This is a genomic window from Streptomyces sp. NPDC101181 (assembly GCF_044767975.1).
Taxonomy (GTDB): Bacteria; Actinomycetota; Actinomycetes; order Streptomycetales; family Streptomycetaceae; genus Streptomyces.
Genome location: NZ_JBIWOX010000012.1, coordinates 72,691 through 92,921 on the forward strand (window position 1 = coordinate 72,691; position 20,231 = coordinate 92,921).

Genomic DNA, 20,231 nt, shown 5'->3' on the forward strand with positions numbered 1-20,231 from the left:
TCGCACAGAGAGGGAGCAGCCCCCATGACGACGACCGAACCACCGACCGCCTCCGCCCGCCGTCGCGGGGCCGCCCGGGCCAGGACCCGGCACGCCGTACGCCGCCTCCTGACCGTCCTCGCCCGGTCGACCGCCATCTTCGTTCCCGTCTTCCTCGTCGCGACGTTCGTGACGTTCGCTCTCCGCTCGCTGAGCGGGCTCAGCCCCGCGCGTATCCAGCTGGGGGAAGAGGCCACCCCCGAGGCCATCGCCCGGATCGAGTCCCAGTGGGGGCTCGACAGGCCCTTCATCACCCAGTACGGGGACTGGTTCTCCGGCGTGCTCGGCGGCGACCTGGGCACCAGCTGGGTCAACGGCGCCGACATCTCCACCCTCATCGGCCTGGGCCTCGGGGTGAGCCTGTCGGTCGCCACCTTCGCCCTGGCCATCGGGGTCGTCGTCGGATTCGCCCTCGGCACGCTCGCGGCGCTCCGGCGCACCACGGCTGTCGACCGGACGATCACCGGGTTCGTCACCGTGATCTCGGTGATGCCCGCCTTCGTCGTCGGCATCGTGCTCGTGTCGGTCCTCGCGGTCGGGTTCGGCCTCTTCCCCTCCGCCGGCTACGTCCCGGCGGAGCAGGGCGTCGGCCCCTGGCTCGCCCACATCACCCTGCCCGCGCTCGCGTTGAGCTTCGACGTCATCGCCGACGTCGCACGCCAGCTGCGCTCCAGCCTCATCGGGGCCTACCAGGAGAACTACGTGACCGGTGCGGTCGTCCGCGGGCTGAGTCCCCGCCGCGTCTTCTTCGGACACGTCCTGCGCAACGGACTCGGCCCGACGCTCGCCACGCTCGGACAGAAATTCCCCGCCCTGGTCGGCGCGTCCGTCGTCACCGAGTGGATCTTCGGCCTCCAGGGCTTCGGCCGCTTCGCCAACGACTCCGCCCAAGCCGGGGACGTACCCGCCGTGCAGGGCGTCCTGGTGGTCTCGATCGCCCTCGTCGTCTCCTTCAACCTCATCATCAACCTGGTGCTGGCCCGCGTCATGCCAGCCTCCCAGCGGGGGGTGTGACCATGGTGCGCCGCGTGCTCACCCTGACATCCGGACGGATCGCCGTCGTCATCCTGGCCCTGATCGCGCTCCTCGCGCTGCTGGGCCCCTGGCTCGCTCCGCAGGACCCCCTGGCCACCAGCGACGACGCGCTCGCCGCCTACTCCGGCAGCCACTGGCTGGGGACGGACTACCTGGGGCGCGACGTCCTCAGCCGACTGCTGGACGGCTCCCGCATCAGCGTCCTCGGCTCGCTGGAGGTCGCATCGGTGGCTCTCGTCGTCGGCGCGGTCCCCGGCACCCTCTCGGTCTACCTGGGCCGCTTCTTCGAGTGGTTCACCCTCCGTCTCGCCGACACCCTGGTCGCCCTGCCCTTCCTGCTGTTCGCCATCGCGGTGATCGCCCTGCTCGGCAACGGCATCACCCAGGCGATGCTGGTCACCGGGGTGCTGGTCTCACCGCTCTTCTACCGGGTCTCGCGCGCCGCCACCCTCGCCGTGGCCCGCTCCCCCTATGTGGAGGCGGCGATCGTCTCCGGCGCCTCCGTCGGGTGGATCGTCCGGCGTCACGTGGGGCCGAAGGTGCTCCCGCCGATCGCCGTCGCGCTCGCCCAGACCATCGGGGTCGGCTTCGTGATCGTCTCCAGCCTGACCTTCCTCGGTATCGGCGTCCAGCCGCCCGAGCCGACCTGGGGCGGACTGCTCGCCTCCGACCTCGGCTACCTCAGCCACCGGCCCTGGGCCCCGGTGGCGCCCGCTCTGCTGATCATGATCACCGTCTGGGCCTGCAACCTCCTCGCCGACGCCATCCGCGACGTCTCCGGAGAGGCCGGCCGGGCGCTCGCCAACGACCGCAAGGCCCGCGCCAACCGCCGCGCGGCGGCCGGCCCCCTTCCCGCCGGAGGTTCCCGATGATTCCGCAGACCCGCGCCACTCTCACCGCCCGCCCGCCGAAACCCGGCCGGCCGGCTGCGGACCCGCCCGGTGCGGAGGCTACCGAACCCGTCCTGGCCCTCCACGACGTACGCATCACCGACCGGGTCACCGACCGGGAGATCGTCCACGGCGTCACCTTCGATCTGACACCGGGCAAGGCCGTCGGCATCGTCGGGGAGTCCGGCAGCGGCAAGACCCTCACCTGCCGTGCCGCCCTAGGCATCCTGCCCCCGCACTTCGAGGTCTCCGGCGGCCGCATCGACCTCGCGGGCAGTGACATCGCGACCCTGACGCCCCGTCGGTGGACGCAGCTGCGGGGCGCCACCGTCGGCGCCGTCTTCCAGGACCCCGCCTCCTACCTGAACCCAGCCATCAGGGTCGGAGCGCAGATCGCCGAGGTCGTCCGCGTCAAACAGGGACTGAAGCGGCGAGCGGCCCGCCGCCGCGCCGTGGAGCTCCTTGGCGCGGTACGGCTGCGCGACCCGGAGCTGGTCTACGGGCAGTACCCCTACGAGCTCTCCGGCGGCATGCTCCAGCGCGTGCTGATCGCCGCCGCCGTGGCCGGGGAGCCCCGGGCCCTCGTCGCCGACGAAGCCACCACCGCCCTCGATGTCACGGTCCAGGCCGAGGTCCTCGACCTGCTGGCCGAACTGCGGGCCCGCACCGGCCTGGCCCTTGTCGTCGTCTCCCACGACCTCGCGGTCGTCGCCCACCTCTGCGACGAGGTCCTGGTACTGCGCCAGGGAGAGGTGGTGGAGCAGGGGCCGACCCGGGCGGTTCTCCACCACCCGGGGCACGAGTACACCCGCCTGCTCGTCGCCGAGCACGACTCCTACGGCCTGGACAAGTTCCTCGGACCGCGGGAGGAGTCATGACCCGTTCCGCACCACGCGCCAAGGACCCCGTCACCGCGGAGGCCCAGCGGCCGGTACTGGAAATCAGCGGACTCGGTGTGCACTACGGACGCGGCCGCGCGAGGCGGCGGGCCCTGCACGACGTCACGCTCAGCGTCACTCCCGGCGAGGTCGTCGGCGTCATCGGTGAGACCGGTTCCGGCAAATCCACCCTGGCCCGGACCGTCCTCGGCCTCGTCCCCGCCTCCTCCGGCGCCATCCGGATCGCAGGGCAGGAGGTCAGCGCGTTCAGCTCCCGCCAGTGGCGCGACCTGCGGCGGCGCGGTGACGTCCAGTACGTCTTCCAGGACCCGCTGCGCAGCCTCGACCCGGACATGACCATCGCGGACTCCCTCACCGAACCCCTGCTCGTGCGGGGTGTCCCCCGCCAGGAGGCCGCCCGGCGCGCCCGGTCCTTCCTGGACCGCGTCCACCTCTGCGCCGACCTCCTCGGACGGCTGCCCGGCGAGCTCTCCGGCGGCCAGCGCCAGCGTGTGGCCGTGGCCCGCGCGCTGGTCCCCGAGCCCCGGCTCGTCATCCTCGACGAACCGGTCAGCGCCCTCGACTCCGCCAACCGGGTCCAGGTTCTGGAGATCCTGAAGGACCTGCGCGCGTCCGGCGTCGCACTCCTGCTGATCTCCCACGACCTCGGATCCGTGGCCGGGACCGCCGACCGCATCGCCGTGCTCCACCGTGGCGAACTCGTCGAGACCGGCAGCGCCCGCGACGTGGTGCGCAGCCCTCGCCACCCGTACACCCGGCTGCTCATCGGCTCCGCCCCCACCCTGCGCGGCAGGCCCGCCGGACGCGAGGAGCGCGAGGCACTCCGCGCGCTGCTGGACGCCTGACCCGCGCCGTACCGCTCCGCCCCGAGAGGAACCCCATGTCCCGCAGAATCCACCTCGCCCTGCACCCGTACGGCGTCGGCGGCCCCGGTCAGCACGGTCTCTGGAAGGATCCCCGCGTCGCCAAGAACGCCAGCATCGACGTCAACTACTACATCCAGCAGGCCCAGGCGGCCGAACACGCCCTCTTCGACGCCCTGTTCGTCGTCGACAGCCAGTTCATCAACCACACCTACCCCGCGCACTACCTGAACCGTCTGGAGCCGCTGACCCTTCTGTCGGCCGTCGCCACCCACACCCGGCACATCGGGCTCGTCGGCACCGCGAGCTCCACCTACAACTCCCCCTTCAACCTGGCCCGCCGGTTCGCCTCGCTCGACCTGATCAGCGGCGGGCGCGCCGGATGGAACGTGGTCACCAGCTTCGACACGGGCACCTCGAAGAACTTCGGACTCGACGAGCACCTCGACTACGCCACCCGCTACGGCCGTGCCCTGGAGTTCGTCCAGGTCGCCCGGGGGCTGTGGGACTCCTACGAGGACGACGCGTTCCCCGCCGACGTGGAGCAGAACGTCTTCCTCGACCCGGCGCGGCTGCACGCCCTGGACCACCGGGGGGAGCACTTCCAGGTCGCCGGACCGCTCAACGTCTCCCGCTCGGCGCAGGGCCAGCCGGTCATCTTCCAGGCCGGGGTGTCCGCCGAGGGCCGCGACCTCGCCGCCCGGGTCGCCGAGGGCATCTACGCCCCCGGCGGCAGCCTGGAGCAGGCGCGGGAGTACTACGCGGACATCAAGAAGCGCACCGCAGCCCACGGCCGCGACCCCGAGCACATCAAGGTCTTCATCCACGGCGGGCCGGTCGTCGCCCCCACCGACGAGGCGGCCCGGCGCCGCGAGCGGGAGATCTTCGAGGAGGACGACGACTTCGAGCGCAACCTCGCCCTGCTGGGCCGCTCGTTCGGGGCGTACGACTTCAGCGTCCACGACCTGGACGCCCCCTTCCCCGACGTCGCGCACCTCGCCGAGAAGGGCGGTCGCACCGGGGCCGCGATAATCCTCGAGCGGGCCCGGGAAGAGAAACTGACCCTGCGCCAGGTGGCGAGTGAGGCCAACGCGTTCCGCCGGTCCCCGTTCGTCGGCGCGCCCGGGACCGTGGCCGACACCATCGAGAAGTGGTTCGAGGCGGGCACCCTCGACGGCATCAACCTCGCCTTCCGCACCGACGACGACCTCGGACTCTTCGTCGACGGGGTCGTGCCGCTGCTCCAGAAGCGCGGCCTGTTCCGCACCGAGTACGAGTCCGACACCCTGCGCGGCAACCTCGGTCTGCCGATTCCCGCCAACCGCCACACCCGCGGCCGGTAACACGCGGCCGGCTGACGGCCCGTGCCACCGATCCAGGAGCCCTCGATGACCGCGAACAGCAGTCCGTACACCGACCACCACGTCCCTCGGGGCCCCGCCGTCCGGGGCACCGTCGTCGTGGTGCCCGGCCGGGGGGAGACCCGGGAGACCTACACCCGCTTCGGGAAGCGGCTCGCCGCCGACGCCTACCGGGTACGGGTCGTGGACCCGGCCCCGCTCGGCCCCAAGGACCCAGAGCCCACGCTGACCCGCCTCGGGGCCCGCATCGCCGGAGCCGTCACCGGTACGGCGGAGGCGGACGGCGATGTCGTCCACCCCGTGGTCCTGATCGGCGCCGACACCGGGGCCGTGGCGCTGGCGGCGATGCTCGGGCGAGCCGCCCGGACAGCGGAGGCCGGGGTCCGTCCGGACGCCGTCGTCCTGGCCGGGTATCCCTCCCGCACGGCCATGCCCACGGCGGAAAGCTGGGAGCAGGAGCTGGACCGGCGTACGTCCTGTCCCGCCCACCGGGCCGCCCTCACCGGTGACGCCGCTTTCGGCCGCGGCGTCCTCGGCCTCCCGGTACCCGACGGGCTCCTGGCCGCCCTCCACGACGGCAGGACGGACATCCCGACGCTGATCCTGACCGGGGACGCCGATCCGCTCGCGGACCACGACGCCCTCGTCCGCACGGCCGCCTCGCTGCCCCGGGCCCGTCTGTCGGTGGTCCGCGGCGCCCGTCACGACGTCCTCAACGACCTCCAGCACCGTTCGGTCGCCGCGGAGATCGTCACGTTCCTCGAAGCCCTGCGAGGCGGCCTCGTCCCACTCGTCACCGTGGAGTCCAGCGCCTGGTGAGACGGCGGTCTCCGCCCACACCTTCTCCCGAACACCGCAGCCCGAAAGGCCCCCTCATGGCCACCGTCCTGTCCGTTTCCGGCAGCCCCTCCGCCACCTCCCGCACCACGCGACTCCTGCGCCACCTCGACACGCGACTCCGGGGACAGGGACACGAGGTCCTCCCCCTGGACGTCCGTACGCTGCCCGCCGACGCCCTGCTGGGCGCGGACTTCCGGCATCCGGCGATCGTCGAAGCCGCCGCACTGTTCGAACGGGCGGACGGCGTGGTGATCGGAACACCAATCTACAAGGCCGCCTACTCCGGGCTGCTCAAGTCGCTGCTCGACCTCCTCCCCCAGTACGCGCTGACCGGGAAGACGGTGCTGCCCCTGGCGACCGGCGGCAGCACGGCCCACGTACTGGCCATCGACTACGCGCTGCGCCCGGTCCTCACCTCGATGGGCGCCCCCCACGTCGTGCCGGGCTGGTTCACCCTCGACAAAGACATCAACACCGACGCCGACGAAGCGGTGAGCCTTCCACCGGGACCCGCCGAAGCGCTCGCCAGGGTCACCGACCTCTTCTCCACCACCCTCAGCAACCACGTACCCTCCCCGGCCGCCACCAGGTGAACCGGAGCGCACCCCGAAACCACGACCCGACCAGACACCGCCGAACCCGCCAGCCAGCCGGACGTTCAGTACCGGCCAGAGAAGTGACGCTCACCGCCCGAGCGGCGAAGGGCCGCGCCGTGGTTCTCGAACCGGCCTGTCACGCACTCCAGCAGCGGACACCGGCAAGACCCGCCATGCGATGACTGCGAGCAACGAAGCCATTTGCAGGCAGAGCTCGCAGGGCGCGGCTCACTGATCCTGAGCGGCTGAGGGCGACGCCCGACGATCACTCTCGGGCGAGCGGAGGAGTGGCTCCCGCAAGCCGCCTACAGGGAACCGCACGCATCACTCAGTGGGTCGCATCTGGAGCGGTCCGAGGCGGGTGGACGGCATTCTCGTGTCCCTCACCCGTTCCGCCTCTCTCATCTTCCTTCTTCTGGAGGAGGACGCCCAGGAGGCGCAGGACGTCGTGCTGGGCCTCGTTGCAGAACGCAGCCACAGCCTGTGCCACGACCGACCTGGTGAGCGCCAGGTTCCGGCAGGACGCGGCGTCCAGGTCCGCGACGACGGACCGGTCCGCGCGCTGGGCCCGGACCTCGGCCGCCAGGTGCGCAGCAAGCCTGCGGCGTACGTTCTCGGGCGCATCGGCCGGCAACTGCTCGAACTCCTCATCCATCTCGTCCCGAGGGCGCGTGTACTGCTCCCGGATGACGGACATCGCCGTCGGCGTGAGGACACTGGAACACGCCATCAGAAGGTCCTGCTGGGCTCGGGGCAGCGAGGCGGCGCCGACCCCGAAGCCCGCGGGCAGACCGAGCGGGGCCCCGTCCTCCAGGATTGCGGCCAGTTGGCGGCGCGTGTGCTGCTGGTGCTGAATGTTCGCCGCAAGTTCGGCATCCAGGGCTCGGAGAATTCTCGCCGAGCGTTCATCAGCGGCGGCCACCGCGGGGATGTCGGAGAGCGGCACACCAAGGTCGGTGAGCCGGCGGATGCCCATCAGCCGCACCAGGTGCCGCACGTCGTAGCGTTTGTAGCCGCTCGGTGCGCGCTCCGGCTCCTCCAGCAGACCCAGCTTGTGGTAATGCCGGACCGTCTTGAGCGTCGTACCCGCGAGTTCCGCCAGCTGACGCGTACTCCACACCACGGGAATCCCTTCTCAAGGTTCCGCCCCCGGCGGCCCTCCGCCGGGAGGAGCCTGCCTCTCCCCTCCCCCCGTGGCGACCGGAGCGACCGGAGCGACCCAGGCCGCCACGGTTCGGCTTGGGAGCCGGTCACAGAGCATGCTGATGTGCAGCGGACCCGCGCGGTGGATCGCCAAGCCGTGGAGGCGGGGCGGTGCGGACCGCACTGGACCAGTGACGCCTTCATAGGCAGTGCCATCACGCCGTCCAGGACCAGCAGCGTCCCGCCGTGGGGCGGGAGTCACTGGCGGCCGCTCCGGAATGCCCGGCGGATGGGGCGGCCGACCACCCGGCGGGCCCTTCGGTACACCGAGACCTGGGGCTTCGCCGCGGGCGGTGCGCTCTTCCTGGTCCTCGTCTTCGGGCCGCCGCGCTCCAGATCCCGACGCAAGCGGGCGTTGTCCAGGGACAGTTCGGATATCTGGTTCTGGAGCCAGCCGAACCGGGAGGAGAGCGAGGCGATGTCGGTCTCGTTCCAGGGAGCCACGCCCGCCGGGAAGTCGAGCGAGCGCAGCCGGGCCTCGAAGGCGGCACCTGAGTCGCCGTGGCTGAAGGTGTTGGTCAGGCCGTTGCGGTCGAGGAACGCTGTGAACCGCTCGAAGCGCTCCCCGTGACCGCCCGTCAGGCCGCTGAAGTCGGCGTTCTCGTAGAGCGCTGCAGGGTCGAGGTCGCCGGGCAGTTCGTCGATCCTGCGGTGCGGTATCTCGAAGTACCGGCACAGCTCCAGGGTGCGCGAGTCGCCGCACAGCACGGTGGCCGGGGTGCCCGCGAGCAGCGCGGCGATATTGCCGTGGATGCGGGAGCCGTAGGAGAAGTCGAAGGCGCGCAGGTCCTCGATCCAGGTGAGCGGGTCGATGTAGACGCGGACCTTGTCCTCGCGGTACATCGGGTGGCCGGGGTGGGTCGGCATCGCGGTCACGGCGGCGTTCGGGTGGGACAGGTCCCGCCAGTGCAACTGCCGCGCGTCGCTGATGTTCTGGCCGATGAAGCACAGCCGCGGATAGCGGGCGTGGGCCCAGCGGACCTGCCGGTCGAGGCCCTGCTTCTCCATCGCGCCGTGCGAGCCGTTGACCGCGATCCGGGAGTCCGCGGTCAGCACGGGCCGCTCTTTGACGACCGCGAGGTCCTTGCCGTGCATGAACAGCGAGGGGCAGCCGATGACGTCGACGTCCTGGAATCCGAGACCCCGGAGGTAGCTCTCGGTGAACTCGCCCCGCACACCGATGGACGCGCTGCGGTCGAGCACCGCGGAAACGAACGCGCGCACCGACCTCTCCATCGGCTTCAGCCGCGCCGGGTTGTAGTTCAGCCCGGCCTGCGCGCCGACGCCGATCACCACGACCGGGATGCGCAGCCGGGAGATCAGCCGGGTCAGCCTCTTCAACTGCGGCTCGAAGGAAGGCCGGAACGCGTTCGCCAGCGGAACGGCGAAGACGTCGTACTCCTCGTTGATACGCTCCGCCGCGGCCACATCGGTGCGGATCCCGTTCGAGACGACCTCGGTGCCCGGGGTCTGGAGGATCTTATGGGTGGCGTCACTGAAGATCAGGTTGCCGGAGTTGGTGGCGATCACATCCCGGTGGAGTGCCTCCTCCAACGGCACAACGTCGAACGGGCTTTTACCGGAACGGAGAAGGATGCGCTGCACGCGCGAAGTTTCTGTCACATTCTTTAGACTACATTTGCTTCATCTTGAAATTCCATAAGCAACCAGGGCAACCTTTCGGTCATCTCTGGACTGTAAGATCTCGGTCACCCAACAAGTGCCCGGGGAGTGCCCAAGATCCACCATCTGATCCGCGACGAAATCAGCGCCCGCGGGAAGGTGGATTGAGCTCGGTGCGCGATCGACTAGGTGAACGTGCGATCTCTCAAAAACAGGGGGACCCAACGGGGCCGAATCCAGCCGATCGAGAGAAGTACGGGGCGAAGATGCGCCTTATCCGGACAATGACACCGTTCCGTGTCCTATCCGCGCCGATACGCGGCCTCAACACGCTCGGCTGCCCAAAAAGAACGCCTGCCCCCGTCACGGTGGCGCTCTCTTGACACATCGTGATCTCCAGCGAAGCGACTCCGGTGCCGTCGTGCACGACAGAACACCGAGGGTCCTTAGTTGACACCTTTCTTTTCCCAGGAACGGCGTAGTTGTCCGTTACTGGGATGGAGAAACCGACCTGGTTGACAGTCAGCCTTAGGGGGTGGGATGTCACTGCGGCTCATTGTTGTTGCCCATCAGGTCTGCCATTCTTCCGTTGGGCCGCCCCTCAGCGCGTCCTCCGCTCAGACCATCGAATTTCCCACTGGAGACGGTGGGACCCGGGGGACACCTTCGACCGAAGTCGAAGGTGTCCCCCTACCTCGGGCGTACATAGAACCCGAGCGGGGCGATCGTGGTCAGCCCGGCGCGGGGGCGGGCGGCAGCGGTGGTGCGGGGGGCCGCAGCGGTCTGAGGATCGAAGGTGTGGGCAGTGGTCCGGTGCGCGGTTCTGCGCCCCGGGTCTGCCTCTCGCGCCCATGCCGCCACGGGGGGCTTGGAGGTAGGCATGCCGAGGCCGGCCCGCCGTCACTCGCCGGGTAGGCCTCTAGGCCGCCACCCTCATCGGCGACCTCACCCGTGCCCTCGCCGACGGCCTCCCGCACGAAGCCGGACTGATCTCCGACCGGTTGGCCTCAATCCTGCGCGTCACCGACCGGCTGCGGGCCGACACCGTCCACGGGCAGTACCTGGGCCTCCCCCAGAACGGGCAACCGGTCGACCTCGTCGTTCTCGTCGTCGAACCGCGGGGCGGGACTGCTTCGGCCGGGTGGGGGCACCTTGAGGTTCCGGCGAGGAAGAGGAGACCACGATGAAGGTGCACCGAGGCACGGGCGCCGTTCACCAGCATCCGGTGGGGCAGGGCTCGCGCGATCCGAACGAGGCATCGCACAGCAGCGGTTCACCGCGGGGTCGTCAGACGCCACCGCTTCCCGTCGAGGACGACGGCCTCACCGCGTCGGCCTCCCGCGACGGTGGGCAGAGCGCGTCCTGTCCGGCCCTGCAAGAGGCGCAGATACTGGCCGCCGCGCTGCTGGCCGACCCCGAAGTACACCAGATCGGGGATCTTCTGGACCGGGAGGAGTTCCGGTCGGGTGCGGAGCTCCGCGACAACCTACAGGTCTTCCAGGACCGGTACGACTTGGCCGTTCGAGCGGACGACAGGACCGTGCTGTCCCGTGTGTGTCCCGAGACGTACGGCCGATGGGGACATGTGTGCGTACTCACACCCGGGCACGAAGAGCGGATGCCGCACTGGGGAACCACGCCGGAGGGCCCGGTGGCGTGGCTGGACGAGCGTCACTGCGGCGGCTGAATCCGGCGCACCCTCGGACGGACTGGGACGTGCTCCCCCGGTCCGCAACCGACTGCCGAACCGATACCGGCGCGCCCTGCCGATCCCCTGAGGCCCGCCCCGCGCGGTCCGGGGCGGGAGGACGAGGGGCATCACACGGCCGCCCCTCGTGCCGTCGGGCGCGCCTTCCCCCTGCCGCGGAACTCAGGGAGCGGGAAGGCGGCCGGTGGAGGGCGACTCCCGTCATCAGGGCAGGTCGCGACGGCTCTCCGCATCCGCGGTCACGCCCTCGTAAGCGATCTGCTCCTTGCGGACCGTGTCGCTCACCTGCTCCTCCTCGGTGACCTCGGCCGTCTCCAGCCGTACTCGCTCGACCGCCACCTTCTCCTTGCCCACGACCGGGCGCTCCTCGTGGAGCGTGACGGTGGCCTCGGCCTCTCCGATGCCCGGCCCGGCGATCTCGCCTTCGCGGACGGGCTCGCGCACGACGCGCACCTCTTCGTGTGTGACCGGGATCGTCGTCGTCACGTTCTCGGTGACCACGACCTTCTTCAGCCGGGCGGTCCCCGCCACCCGCTCCTCCGTGCCCACTCGCAGGCGCTCCTCCGAGCGCACCAGTTCGTGCTCGCCTCCGGGGCCGTCAGCGCGGTTCGTGTGCTGTGCGGTGCCGCCATCGGGGGAGGCGGCGGACCGCGCCGTCGGGCCCTCATCGGTGGACGCCGGGTCGTTGAGACCGTAGTGGGTGTACAGGTGCCGTTCCTGGTCGGTGGCCAAGTGCTCATCGGCGTCGACCCGGGGAGCGTCCTTGATGACGTCCTTGGTGAACGGAACGTGAAGTTCCAGGCCGCGAACCTGAGCCCCAGCCAGCGGGATGAACGTTTCCTTGGTGCCGAAGAGACCCGTGGACACGGTCACCCAGTCCGGACGTCGCGACGTGTCGTCGACGAAGACCTGGCCGATGGAGCCGACCTTCCCGCCCTCCTGGTCGTGGACGGTGAGGTCCCTCAGTTGATCGGTGGTGAGGTAGTTGCTCATACGCGGCACCTTCTTGTTGTTGAGCCGGCTCGACGGGGTCGGAGTCGGGTCGTGAACGGGAGCAGACCTGCCCGTCGACACCAGAACCGGTATGGCCTCCGGCGCCTGCGGAACTGTCTTGAGCCCGGCTATCCGGCTGAACGCGACGCAACCGTGGCGAAGCGGGCGTACACCCGCTCGACTCGTCACCTGCGGACAGAGGCGGCTCTCAGGGGCGCCCTTCGGGCCCCTGCGTCTCGGGCAGAGCCTTGGACACACAGGCGGGAAGAAACCGCCAGTGGTCCTCGCAGCCCGTACACCGGTTTGTGAGGCAGGTGGGATGGGCCCGCGCAGGGGCCCCGGAGTGTGCCGTGCCGGAGACCGCTTACGGAGCGCGGGCAACAGCCTCCTCCGTACCCCCCGGGGGGGGTGGGCCGACGGACTCGGCTGCCGACGCGCCCTACCGCACGGGAGAGGGCTGGAGACGCATACGATCGGAAACCGCCCGGCCCGATTCCTGCCCTTCACTTCCGCGGCGGTGATCCCCGGCTTCGGGCCGACGCTCCGATCGGACGGGAGCCAGTCGCAGCCGGCGCATCCGCCTGCCTCGCGACTGCTGCCCGTTTCACGCGCTCCTGACACGGAAGGCGGCCCCACGGACGCGTGTCGCGGCAGGCGCTGACTCATGGCTCCGACGGAGCTGCAGCCCCCACCGCCGATCGTGATCGCTCCCCCGGTGCCGTCGGTGCCGTCGGTGTCGCTCCACAGCTCCACCCCTGGGCGAGGCCCCGATCGGGGCGGTCCTGACGGCGTCGTCCCCGTCGGCGTGGACGTCCTGGCATGTCCCCGTCGCGCCGGAGAACGACGCCGTCAGGCCCGAGACGCCCCTTGGACGCATGGGGCCACATCAGTAACCGGTCACCCGCACACCGGTGCCGCTGGAGGGAGTGCCGGGGCACGGTCACGGCTGTGCTGTCCGCTGACAGCGGCCCGGCCGTGGCGTCAGCCCTTGACGGAGTCTCCCGGAGCGTCCTCCTGCACGTCGGCCATGGCCGGGTCGAGGAGGCGGGCAAGGAAGTGGCGGGTGCGGTCGTGGCGGGGGGAGCCGATGACCTCGTCAGGAGTGCCGTCCTCGACGACGACGCCGCCGTCCATGAAGACGACGCGGTCGGCGACCTCGCGGGCGAAGCTCATCTCGTGGGTGACGACCATCATCGTCATGCCCTCCCTTGCGAGCATCCGCATGACCGCGAGGACGTCACCGACCAGTTCGGGGTCGAGGGCCGAGGTCGGCTCGTCGAAGAGCATCACCTCGGGACCCATCGCCAGCGCGCGGGCGATGGCGACGCGCTGCTGCTGACCGCCGGAGAGAGAAGCGGGGTAGGCGGTCGCCTTCTCGGACAGGCCCACACGGGCCAGGTTCTCGGAGGCGTTGCGCGCGGCCTGCGCCTTGGAGTGCCGCAGCACCCGCCGCTGGGGCAGGGTGAGGTTCTCGGTCACGGTGAGGTGCGGGAACAGGTTGAACTGCTGGAAAACCATGCCGATCCGGCGACGGGCGGCGTCGATGTCGACATCGGGGTCGGTGAGTTCGATGCCGCCGACGTACACCTTCCCGGCGCTGGGTTCCTCCAGCAGGTTCACACAGCGCAGCAGCGTCGACTTGCCGGAGCCGGACGGCCCGATCACGCACACCACTTCGCCCTGCCCGATCTCCAGGTCGATGCCGCGCAGTACCTCGTTGTCGCCGAAGGACTTGCGCAGGCCCCGCACCCGGATCTCCGGGGCGACGACGTCCCGTGTCTCTTCCGGTCGGCTCATTTCACGGCCTCCTGGGCCTTGGCCTCCATGCGCCGCACGATGAAGCCGAGCGGGATCGTCACCAGCAGGTAGCACAGGCCCGCGACGAGGATCGGCGTGGAGTTGGCGGTCGTACTGGCCAGGTCGCGGCCGTACTTGGACAGTTCGCGTTCCCCCAGGGTGACGCCGAGGAAGAGCACCAGCGAGGAGTCCTTGAAGAGCAGGACGAGTTCGTTGGTCAGCGGCGGCAGGATGATCCGGAACGCCTGAGGGATGATGATGGAGACCATGGCGCGGGCCGGGGAGAACCCGAGCGAACGCGCCGCTTCCATCTGCCCCTTGGGGACCGCCTGGATGCCGGCGCGGATGGTCTCCGCCATGTAGGCGGCGGCTACCAGTCCGAGCGCGAGAGCGACCTTGCCGTACGTGCCGCCGACGATCTCCGTGCCGGGAAAGGCGAGCGGGATGGCCACCCCGATGAAGATGAAGATCAAGAGGGCCGGCAGTCCACGGAAGATCTCGATGTAGATCCCGGCGAGCCAGCGGTAGGGGCCGACCGACGAGAGCCGCATCAGGGCGATGACCATGCCGAGCGCGAGCCCGACGGCGAAGCCGGTCACGGTGTAGAGGACGGTGTTCCTGAGCGCCAGGGTGATGACGTCCGGGAACATCTCCTTGGCGATGTCCGCCTGTGCGAACTGGTTCTTCAGCCGCGCCCAGTCCGCCGAGACCGCGAACGCGATCACGGCGGCGACGAAGACGACGTACTGGACAGCGCGCGAAACGCTTCGCTTCTGTCGCCGGGTGAGTCCCCTCCTGCGGGGCACGGGACCGGTCCTGGCCGTGTCGCTCATGAAGCCGACGGTGCGACGGCCGCCTCGTACGGGCCGATCCACTGCTCGTAGAGCTTCTTGTACGTGCCGTCCGCCTTGGCGCCCTCGATGGCCTTGTCCACGGCCCTGATCAGCGCGGTGTTGCCCTTCTTCACCGTGAAGCCGTACTGCTCACCGGTCTCGAGGTTGTCGACGACCTGGAAGGAGGCGGCGGTGGTCTTGTCCTTCAGCCAGCCCTGGACGACCGGGTAGTCGATGACCACGGCCTTCACCTGGCCGGTACGCAGGCCGTTGAGGACGGCGTCGGAGGACTCGAAGGAGAACGGGTCGAAACCCTGCTTCTTGACGTAGTCCTCGCCGGTGGTCTGTGCCTGGGCGCCCAGCTTGACCTTCTTCGCCTTGACGTCGGCGAGGGAGGTGACCCCGGCCTCCTTGTCGACGAGGACGGCCTGGGTGGCGTCGAAGTACGGAACCGAGAAGTCGACGTTCTTCTTGCGCTCGTCGGTGATCGTCATACCGGCCGCAGCCAGGTCGCACTCGCCCGCGTTCAGGAAGGCACCGGTCTTGAAGTTCTCGAACGGCGTGTCGAGGATGCTCTGCTTCACGCCGAGGTCCTTCGCGACCAGGTCGATCAGCGCGACGTCGAAGCCCTGGACCTTGCCGTCGATCTCCGACTGAAACGGCGGGTACGGCAGGTGGGTGCAGGTGGTGAGCTGCCCGGACTTGGCGAGTTCGACACCGCCCGCCGCGGTCTTGGAGGCGCCGCTGCCGCCGTCGTCGGTGGAGGTGCAGGCCGCCATGAGCAGAAGCCCGGTGGTGACGGTGGTGACGGCGAGGACGCGGGACCGACGCCCGGAGAGCGGGTTCACGGCGGGCCTTCCTGTGGGAAACGGGGACGGACGGCAACCATGCCCCGGAAGACATGGTCAAAGCACAAGTTCCGATTATAAGGAAAGGTTTGAGACCCCCAAGCCGCACCCGTGGTTCCACGCCGGTCCGGGCGACGTGGTCACCCGCCCGCCGCAGGTACGGACAGCAGACGAGGTGCCGTCAGCAGGCCGCGCTCCGGGCACGTCGGGCTGGACCGGGCGAAACGGGCCTCGCGCAAACTCTCCCCCCGAGAGCACTGCTCAGGGTCGGGCAGGCCCTCGGCAGCGATCTCCTCAAGCATGGGCGGCGACCCTGCCGACATCGGCCCGGACCGGGCCGCTTACGCCCGCATGCCGCCGACTGCCACGGACGCCGACGGCCGGGTTCGGGGCCGGCCGTCGGTTCCACCGACCCCGCCTGGTCCCTGCCACCGCGGCCTCCGACGCCGACCACCGAGCGCAGTCGGACTGCCCCACCACCCCCTACGCCGCCATCCTCACCGCTCGGCCACCTCCAGCCGGACCGGCCCCGGGCCCGCATGATCCGCGGGCGCCCACGTCGCTGCGCCCACACGAACACGGTCCTGGGAGGAGCCCGGACAACCAGCTGCACAAGGCGGCTGCCGCCCTGTGGCTCTACTGATCACTCCGGGCCAGCGGGGTGACGGCCCGCAGATGATCGAGGTCCTGGACCGGATCCGGGTTCCCCACCCGCTGGTCGGGCGGCCCCGGACCAAGCCCGACCATGTCAGCGGCGACAAGGCTGACAGCTTCCGCCGAAACCGCCGCTACCTGCGAAGGCGTCGCATCAAGCACACGATCCCCGAGCCGAGGGACCAGCGGGCCAACTGCCGGCTCGGAGGCAGCGCGGGCGGCAGACCTGCCGGCTTCGACCGCGAGCGCTACCGGCGACGCAACGAGGTCGAGCGGACCGTCAACCGGCTCAAGAACTCCCGCGCGGTCGCCACCTGTTATGACGAGAGGGCCTACGTCTTCCACGGCGCGGTCACCGCAGCAGCAGTCCGCCTATGGCTCCGCCCATGGTCCGCCGGACAGGTCCTAGTTGTCGGTGACGAATGGTGCGCGGCCGATCTGGGTTTCGTCCGTGAGCTGGTCGAGGAAGTAGGCAGCGGCGTTGGCACGCGAGAGGCGCAGGCCGCCCTTGTCGCCGACCCTACGGGCGTTGACACCGGCGGTGCGCGGTCCGTTGGTGAGCACGGGGAAGCGGACGATGGTCCACCGAAGCCCGGACTTCCTGACAACACGGTCGACGGACACGATGGTCTGGAATGCAGCTGGTTTGAACTTCCGGATGGCGGTGACCATCAGTCCGACTCGCAGGTCCTTCCGGTCGAAGGGGTCGGCGGCGCTGGGCGTTCCCATCGCGACAAGCCGCTTGACACCGTGCTCGCTCATCGCGGCGACGATGTTCCGGGTTCCGGTGACAACCGGTGGCGCATCCTCTTTCTTGCCGGAGGGACCCAGAAGGCTGAGCACGGCGGCGCTTCCTTCTATCGCCCTGGCGATGGCGGCCGCATCGGCCAACTGGCCTTCAACGATGGTGAGTCCGGAGCGAGACGGCAGCTTGGCAGGTGTCCGTGCGTAGGCGACCACTTCATGCCCCTGGGCGAGGGCCTGGTCGATCAGAAGCAGACCGGTCGGGCCCGTGGCGCCGAAAACCGTGATACGCATGGGTTTCTTGTTCTCTCTGCGGGACGGGGATCCGGCCGCTCCCACCACGCGGGCCCTATGCCCCTCGCGTTGCTTTCGGCCGGTTTCTGAAATTTCTGGCCTCTGTGTTCAGCCACATCATGGACCAGGCTGAAGACCGCTGCAAAAGGCACATCATTGAGCGTGGTCAGCGTTGCCTCTCCGAGATGAGGACGGCCTTGGTGACAGCGTCATGCGGTTCGGGCTGGTCCGGGATCTGCGGAAGATGCGCCAGGACTTCAGCAGTGCCATCCCTTGCTCTACGGGGGCACGGGACCTGGCGAGTGGGAGAGCTGTCCGCCGGGCGGCCTTCTGATGGGTGACCGGCAACAACGTGTGGTGCGCCGTCCGCCGGGGCCTGTCGATCCCGTGTCGACAGCATGCAGAGAGTCGAATTCCTCGCGGCTGAGCTGGGCGGGTTGCGGCGCCGTTCTCTGGTCCGCCGGGCCTCGGGCGTCGGCCATCGTCGACACGTAGCATCGCGCTGCCGCATACAGTGCCACCGAGCCGGAAGCGACACCGCCGAGCCCCGGCCCCGGGGCGGGGCGGGGCGGACAGCCGCAACCGGCCAGGTGTGCCACGCGGCCGACCGGAGTTCCTCAGCGCCGGTCGATGGCGACCTCGCGGTTCGCGAGTTCCACCAGCACGGGATCGCGCCGGCCCATCAGGATTTGCGCGTTCATCTGCGGTGACTTGTTCAGCCGCCGCAGCGACGGGATGTCCAGCAGGGGGCCGAGTTCGGTGAAGGAGTGCAGGTGTCCAAGGAGGAGTTCGGACAGCTCCGGCAGCCCGGTCAGCGTACTGATGTCCGTCAGGTCGTCGAAGTTCTCGAGCCGCAGGTGCTGGAGCCCTTCGAGACCGGCGAGAGGCGAGAGGTCCCTCCAGTGCAGCCGCGAGAGGGAGAGCTCACGCAGGGAAGGGAGGGCGGGGAAGGTCATGAGCCGGGGCATGTCCCGTACGCTCAGGACCCGAAGGTCACGGCACTCCTCCAGGATGTGGAGCGTTTCCAGGGCCGTCGCTCCGTGCAGCGAGAGCCCGGTGAGCGGTGAGCGGGCCAGTGTGCCGATGTCCGTGAGCCTCGGGCACTTCTCGACGCCAACGGTGGTGAGCGCACCCAGGCCCTCCAGCCGGCCCAGATCGGTGAGCGCGGGAAGATCGCGCAGCTCCAGTACGCGCAGGTCCGGCGCACCCCCCAGGTCACCAGGGCTGCTCAGACTCCCGGTACGGCCGACGGACAGCTCCTCCAGGCCGCTGCGGCCATCAAGCCCGGTGAGCTCCCACAGGCCCTGGCACCTGTCGAGGGCGAGCGCACGCAGGCCGGGCAGGGAAGCGAAAGGGGAAAGGTCACGGACCAGGCCGAGCCCGCTCAGGCGCAGCCGGTATGCGGAAGTGAGCTGGGCCAGGCCAGTGAAGTCCGCCAACGCAGGGCAGTCCTCGAACGCGATCTCCTTCAGGGCGGGCAGAGGGCCCACCCCTGCCAGGGAGGCCAGACGTTCGCTTCCCGCAATCCGCAGTTCCTCCAGGTGCGACAGGGCAGAAACACCGCGCAGGTCGGAGAAGTCCGTGCAGCCCTCCACCTCCAGCTTCCTCAGACGGGGATGGTGTCCCAAACCCTCGACGGACCGCAGGTTGGGACACTCCTGGAGAACCAGCTCCGAAAGGTTCACCGCCGCGCCGATACCCGTCAGGTCACGCAACTGCTTGCAGCTCGCCAGGTGCAGGGAGCTGAGCGCAGGCACATTCGTCAGGCCGCTCAAGTTGCGCAGAGCAGTCCACCCCAGGTCGAGGTGGGACAGACGAGTCAGCCCGGAGAGTTGAGAAGGGGACCTGAAAGACCGGCAGCCACGCAGGTCAAGCCTTTCGAGCAGGGGGAACGCCGCCGCGAATCCCTTCACCGACGTGACCCGCGTGATACTCAGATCCAGGTGGCGCAGACGGCTGAGGGTGAGCAGCGGTCCGACGTCGGAGACGGGACGGCAGCGGTGCAGGCTCAGCCGCGTCAGCTGGGTCAGTCCGCTGAGGGGTGACAGGTCCTCGACTCCCGCGCAGCCGTTCAGATCGAGAGAGAGCAGCCCGGTCAGGCCTTCGAGTTCCGTGAGGTCGGATATCTCTTTGGAGCGCTCCACCGTCAGCGAACGCAGCATGCCCAGATGCCGCAGGCCCGCCAGCGAGGTCACCCGCTTCAGCTTCAGCTCCGTACGGCCCTCCTCACGAAAAGCCGGCACCAGCAGAGCCTCAGCGAAGCCGTCCGGGTCATGAGCCTGCGGCCACAACCGCAGCAACGTGTCAGACGCGAGACCCGCGACCGGTGCGAAAGCCGCCGCCAGCTTCAAAGCCGACCCATCATCAGCGAGCACCGACAACTCCCTTACCGCCTTACGTGCTTGCGGACGCTTCACCGTTCCAAGCAGCCCGGAGTAGGTAGTTACAGGGTCATTCAGGTGCCCGGCACCCGTGAGAGAGATCATGTCCGGGGACCTTACAGATCCCCACTGACACAACCCCACAACAGATCCAGCAACGAACCACGGCCAACTCACAAACCGGAACGGGGTGGCAGGCCCGCTCCCCACGCCCCTGCCCCCAGAGGGGGCGCCAAAGGCCTCCGGACACCTCACCCGCGCGACGGACACGGCACGGGTGCTGCATACACTCAACGGGCAACAGCGCACAGCGGCACAGGTCGGCACACAGCACAGGTACGGTGCACACGGGCGTCTCCGAGCCGACAGCGAAGCAGAAACGGGCGCAGACCCCCGGAACACACACTGTGACGCAACAGGAACTGGTCCAGCGCCGCAATAAGCGCATCACAGAACGAGCGGGCGAGAGACGCCTGATCGTGTTGGCGGGCAGGCCAGTACACAAGGCAGCGTCCCGGGGGACAAGACGTCTGAGACCAGCACACCTACCGGTGCGCACACACCCCGGAAGCAGCAGCGGGTCCGTCCGCCCCCGTTCGGGGCGGACGGACCCGTAGGGCCGTAGCCGGG

At 69.6% G+C, this 20,231-nt stretch carries 16 protein-coding genes and 2 pseudogenes; 9 read left to right on the forward strand and 9 right to left on the reverse strand.

Going from position 1 to position 20,231, the window contains the following annotated elements; genetic code table 11:
* Nucleotides 1-24: 24 nt before the first annotated feature.
* The 7 genes from ACIRRU_RS19045 to ssuE are packed head-to-tail and all read left to right on the forward strand — an operon-like array spanning nt 25 to nt 6,520.
* Nucleotides 25-1,053 (forward strand): ABC transporter permease, encoded by a 1,029-nt coding sequence (locus tag ACIRRU_RS19045; RefSeq protein WP_403681804.1) that lies wholly within the window; start codon nt 25-27, stop codon nt 1,051-1,053.
* A gap of 2 nt (nt 1,054-1,055) precedes the next feature.
* The gene (locus tag ACIRRU_RS19050; protein ID WP_403681806.1) at nt 1,056-1,946 is read left to right on the forward strand and encodes an ABC transporter permease; all 891 of its coding nucleotides are present in this window, start codon (nt 1,056-1,058) and stop codon (nt 1,944-1,946) included.
* Nucleotides 1,943-2,842, forward strand: a complete 900-nt coding sequence (locus ACIRRU_RS19055; protein ID WP_403681808.1) for an ABC transporter ATP-binding protein — start codon at nt 1,943-1,945, stop codon at nt 2,840-2,842. The genes ACIRRU_RS19050 and ACIRRU_RS19055 overlap by 4 nt, the downstream gene beginning before the upstream one ends.
* Nucleotides 2,839-3,708, forward strand: coding sequence for an ABC transporter ATP-binding protein (locus ACIRRU_RS19060; protein ID WP_403681810.1), 870 nt, complete (start codon nt 2,839-2,841; stop codon nt 3,706-3,708). Before ACIRRU_RS19055 ends, ACIRRU_RS19060 begins: the two co-directional genes overlap by 4 nt.
* 35 nt (nt 3,709-3,743) lie before the next feature.
* On the forward strand, nt 3,744-5,069 hold the full coding sequence (locus ACIRRU_RS19065; RefSeq protein ID WP_403681813.1) for an NtaA/DmoA family FMN-dependent monooxygenase: 1,326 nt from the start codon (nt 3,744-3,746) through the stop codon (nt 5,067-5,069).
* A gap of 45 nt (nt 5,070-5,114) precedes the next feature.
* Nucleotides 5,115-5,906 carry an alpha/beta hydrolase gene (locus ACIRRU_RS19070; RefSeq protein ID WP_403681815.1) on the forward strand — a complete coding sequence of 264 codons (792 nt, stop codon included), beginning with the start codon at nt 5,115-5,117 and terminating at the stop codon, nt 5,904-5,906.
* A gap of 56 nt (nt 5,907-5,962) precedes the next feature.
* Entirely contained in the window at nt 5,963-6,520 is a 558-nt protein-coding gene (gene ssuE, locus ACIRRU_RS19075) for an NADPH-dependent FMN reductase (protein WP_403681818.1), read from the forward strand.
* 331 nt (nt 6,521-6,851) lie between these two features.
* On the opposite strand, the gene ACIRRU_RS19080 is transcribed toward ssuE, so the two are convergent.
* Both ACIRRU_RS19080 and ACIRRU_RS19085 read right to left on the reverse strand, forming a co-directional pair.
* Nucleotides 6,852-7,646, reverse strand: a complete 795-nt coding sequence (locus ACIRRU_RS19080; RefSeq protein ID WP_403681821.1) for a MerR family transcriptional regulator — start codon at nt 7,644-7,646, stop codon at nt 6,852-6,854.
* A gap of 278 nt (nt 7,647-7,924) precedes the next feature.
* Nucleotides 7,925-9,331: a polysaccharide pyruvyl transferase family protein gene (locus ACIRRU_RS19085; protein ID WP_403681823.1), complete on the reverse strand. Its 1,407-nt coding sequence runs from the start codon at nt 9,329-9,331 to the stop codon at nt 7,925-7,927.
* 1,201 nt (nt 9,332-10,532) lie between these two features.
* Here ACIRRU_RS19085 and ACIRRU_RS19090 point away from each other — a divergent pair.
* Complete coding sequence (locus tag ACIRRU_RS19090; RefSeq protein WP_403681825.1) at nt 10,533-11,036, forward strand: hypothetical protein; 504 nt, start codon at nt 10,533-10,535, stop codon at nt 11,034-11,036.
* A 225-nt stretch (nt 11,037-11,261) separates the two neighbouring features.
* Here the strand turns inward: ACIRRU_RS19090 and ACIRRU_RS19095 are convergent, their stop codons facing one another.
* The 4 genes from ACIRRU_RS19095 to ACIRRU_RS19110 form a co-directional block, all read right to left on the reverse strand.
* Nucleotides 11,262-12,050 (reverse strand): YsnF/AvaK domain-containing protein, encoded by a 789-nt coding sequence (locus ACIRRU_RS19095; protein ID WP_403681827.1) that lies wholly within the window; start codon nt 12,048-12,050, stop codon nt 11,262-11,264.
* A 981-nt stretch (nt 12,051-13,031) separates the two neighbouring features.
* Nucleotides 13,032-13,847 (reverse strand): amino acid ABC transporter ATP-binding protein, encoded by an 816-nt coding sequence (locus tag ACIRRU_RS19100; RefSeq protein WP_403681830.1) that lies wholly within the window; start codon nt 13,845-13,847, stop codon nt 13,032-13,034.
* Nucleotides 13,844-14,680 (reverse strand): amino acid ABC transporter permease, encoded by an 837-nt coding sequence (locus ACIRRU_RS19105; protein ID WP_403681833.1) that lies wholly within the window; start codon nt 14,678-14,680, stop codon nt 13,844-13,846. The genes ACIRRU_RS19100 and ACIRRU_RS19105 overlap by 4 nt, the downstream gene beginning before the upstream one ends.
* Nucleotides 14,677-15,528 carry an ABC transporter substrate-binding protein gene (locus tag ACIRRU_RS19110; protein WP_403681836.1) on the reverse strand — a complete coding sequence of 284 codons (852 nt, stop codon included), beginning with the start codon at nt 15,526-15,528 and terminating at the stop codon, nt 14,677-14,679. The genes ACIRRU_RS19105 and ACIRRU_RS19110 overlap by 4 nt, the downstream gene beginning before the upstream one ends.
* Before the next feature lie 606 nt (nt 15,529-16,134).
* Between ACIRRU_RS19110 and ACIRRU_RS19115 the strand changes: the two are divergent.
* A pseudogene (locus ACIRRU_RS19115) lies at nt 16,135-16,566 on the forward strand (transposase); the annotation flags it as partial.
* A gap of 21 nt (nt 16,567-16,587) precedes the next feature.
* Here the strand turns inward: ACIRRU_RS19115 and ACIRRU_RS19120 are convergent.
* The 3 genes and pseudogenes from ACIRRU_RS19120 to ACIRRU_RS19130 all read right to left on the reverse strand — a co-directional run bounded on the left by ACIRRU_RS19120 (nt 16,588) and on the right by ACIRRU_RS19130 (nt 19,706).
* Nucleotides 16,588-17,220, reverse strand: a complete 633-nt coding sequence (locus tag ACIRRU_RS19120; protein ID WP_403681838.1) for an NAD(P)-dependent oxidoreductase — start codon at nt 17,218-17,220, stop codon at nt 16,588-16,590.
* A gap of 166 nt (nt 17,221-17,386) precedes the next feature.
* Nucleotides 17,387-17,523 (reverse strand): annotated as a pseudogene (locus tag ACIRRU_RS19125) (IS5/IS1182 family transposase); the annotation flags it as partial.
* Between the two features lie 314 nt (nt 17,524-17,837).
* Complete coding sequence (locus tag ACIRRU_RS19130; RefSeq protein WP_403681841.1) at nt 17,838-19,706, reverse strand: hypothetical protein; 1,869 nt, start codon at nt 19,704-19,706, stop codon at nt 17,838-17,840.
* Nucleotides 19,707-20,231: the final 525 nt, after the last annotated feature.

Coding starts and splice junctions, on each gene's coding strand:
- ACIRRU_RS19060 (WP_403681810.1), top strand. CDS start 2,839: ATGACCCGTTCCGCACCACGCGCCAAGGACCCCGTCACCGCGGAGGCC.
- ACIRRU_RS19105 (WP_403681833.1), bottom strand. CDS start 14,680: ATGAGCGACACGGCCAGGACCGGTCCCGTGCCCCGCAGGAGGGGACTC.
- ACIRRU_RS19120 (WP_403681838.1), bottom strand. CDS start 17,220: ATGCGTATCACGGTTTTCGGCGCCACGGGCCCGACCGGTCTGCTTCTG.
- ACIRRU_RS19130 (WP_403681841.1), bottom strand. CDS start 19,706: ATGATCTCTCTCACGGGTGCCGGGCACCTGAATGACCCTGTAACTACC.
- ACIRRU_RS19045 (WP_403681804.1), top strand. CDS start 25: ATGACGACGACCGAACCACCGACCGCCTCCGCCCGCCGTCGCGGGGCC.
- ssuE (WP_403681818.1), top strand. CDS start 5,963: ATGGCCACCGTCCTGTCCGTTTCCGGCAGCCCCTCCGCCACCTCCCGC.
- ACIRRU_RS19050 (WP_403681806.1), top strand. CDS start 1,056: ATGGTGCGCCGCGTGCTCACCCTGACATCCGGACGGATCGCCGTCGTC.
- ACIRRU_RS19090 (WP_403681825.1), top strand. CDS start 10,533: ATGAAGGTGCACCGAGGCACGGGCGCCGTTCACCAGCATCCGGTGGGG.
- ACIRRU_RS19070 (WP_403681815.1), top strand. CDS start 5,115: ATGACCGCGAACAGCAGTCCGTACACCGACCACCACGTCCCTCGGGGC.
- ACIRRU_RS19055 (WP_403681808.1), top strand. CDS start 1,943: ATGATTCCGCAGACCCGCGCCACTCTCACCGCCCGCCCGCCGAAACCC.
- ACIRRU_RS19100 (WP_403681830.1), bottom strand. CDS start 13,847: ATGAGCCGACCGGAAGAGACACGGGACGTCGTCGCCCCGGAGATCCGG.
- ACIRRU_RS19095 (WP_403681827.1), bottom strand. CDS start 12,050: ATGAGCAACTACCTCACCACCGATCAACTGAGGGACCTCACCGTCCAC.
- ACIRRU_RS19065 (WP_403681813.1), top strand. CDS start 3,744: ATGTCCCGCAGAATCCACCTCGCCCTGCACCCGTACGGCGTCGGCGGC.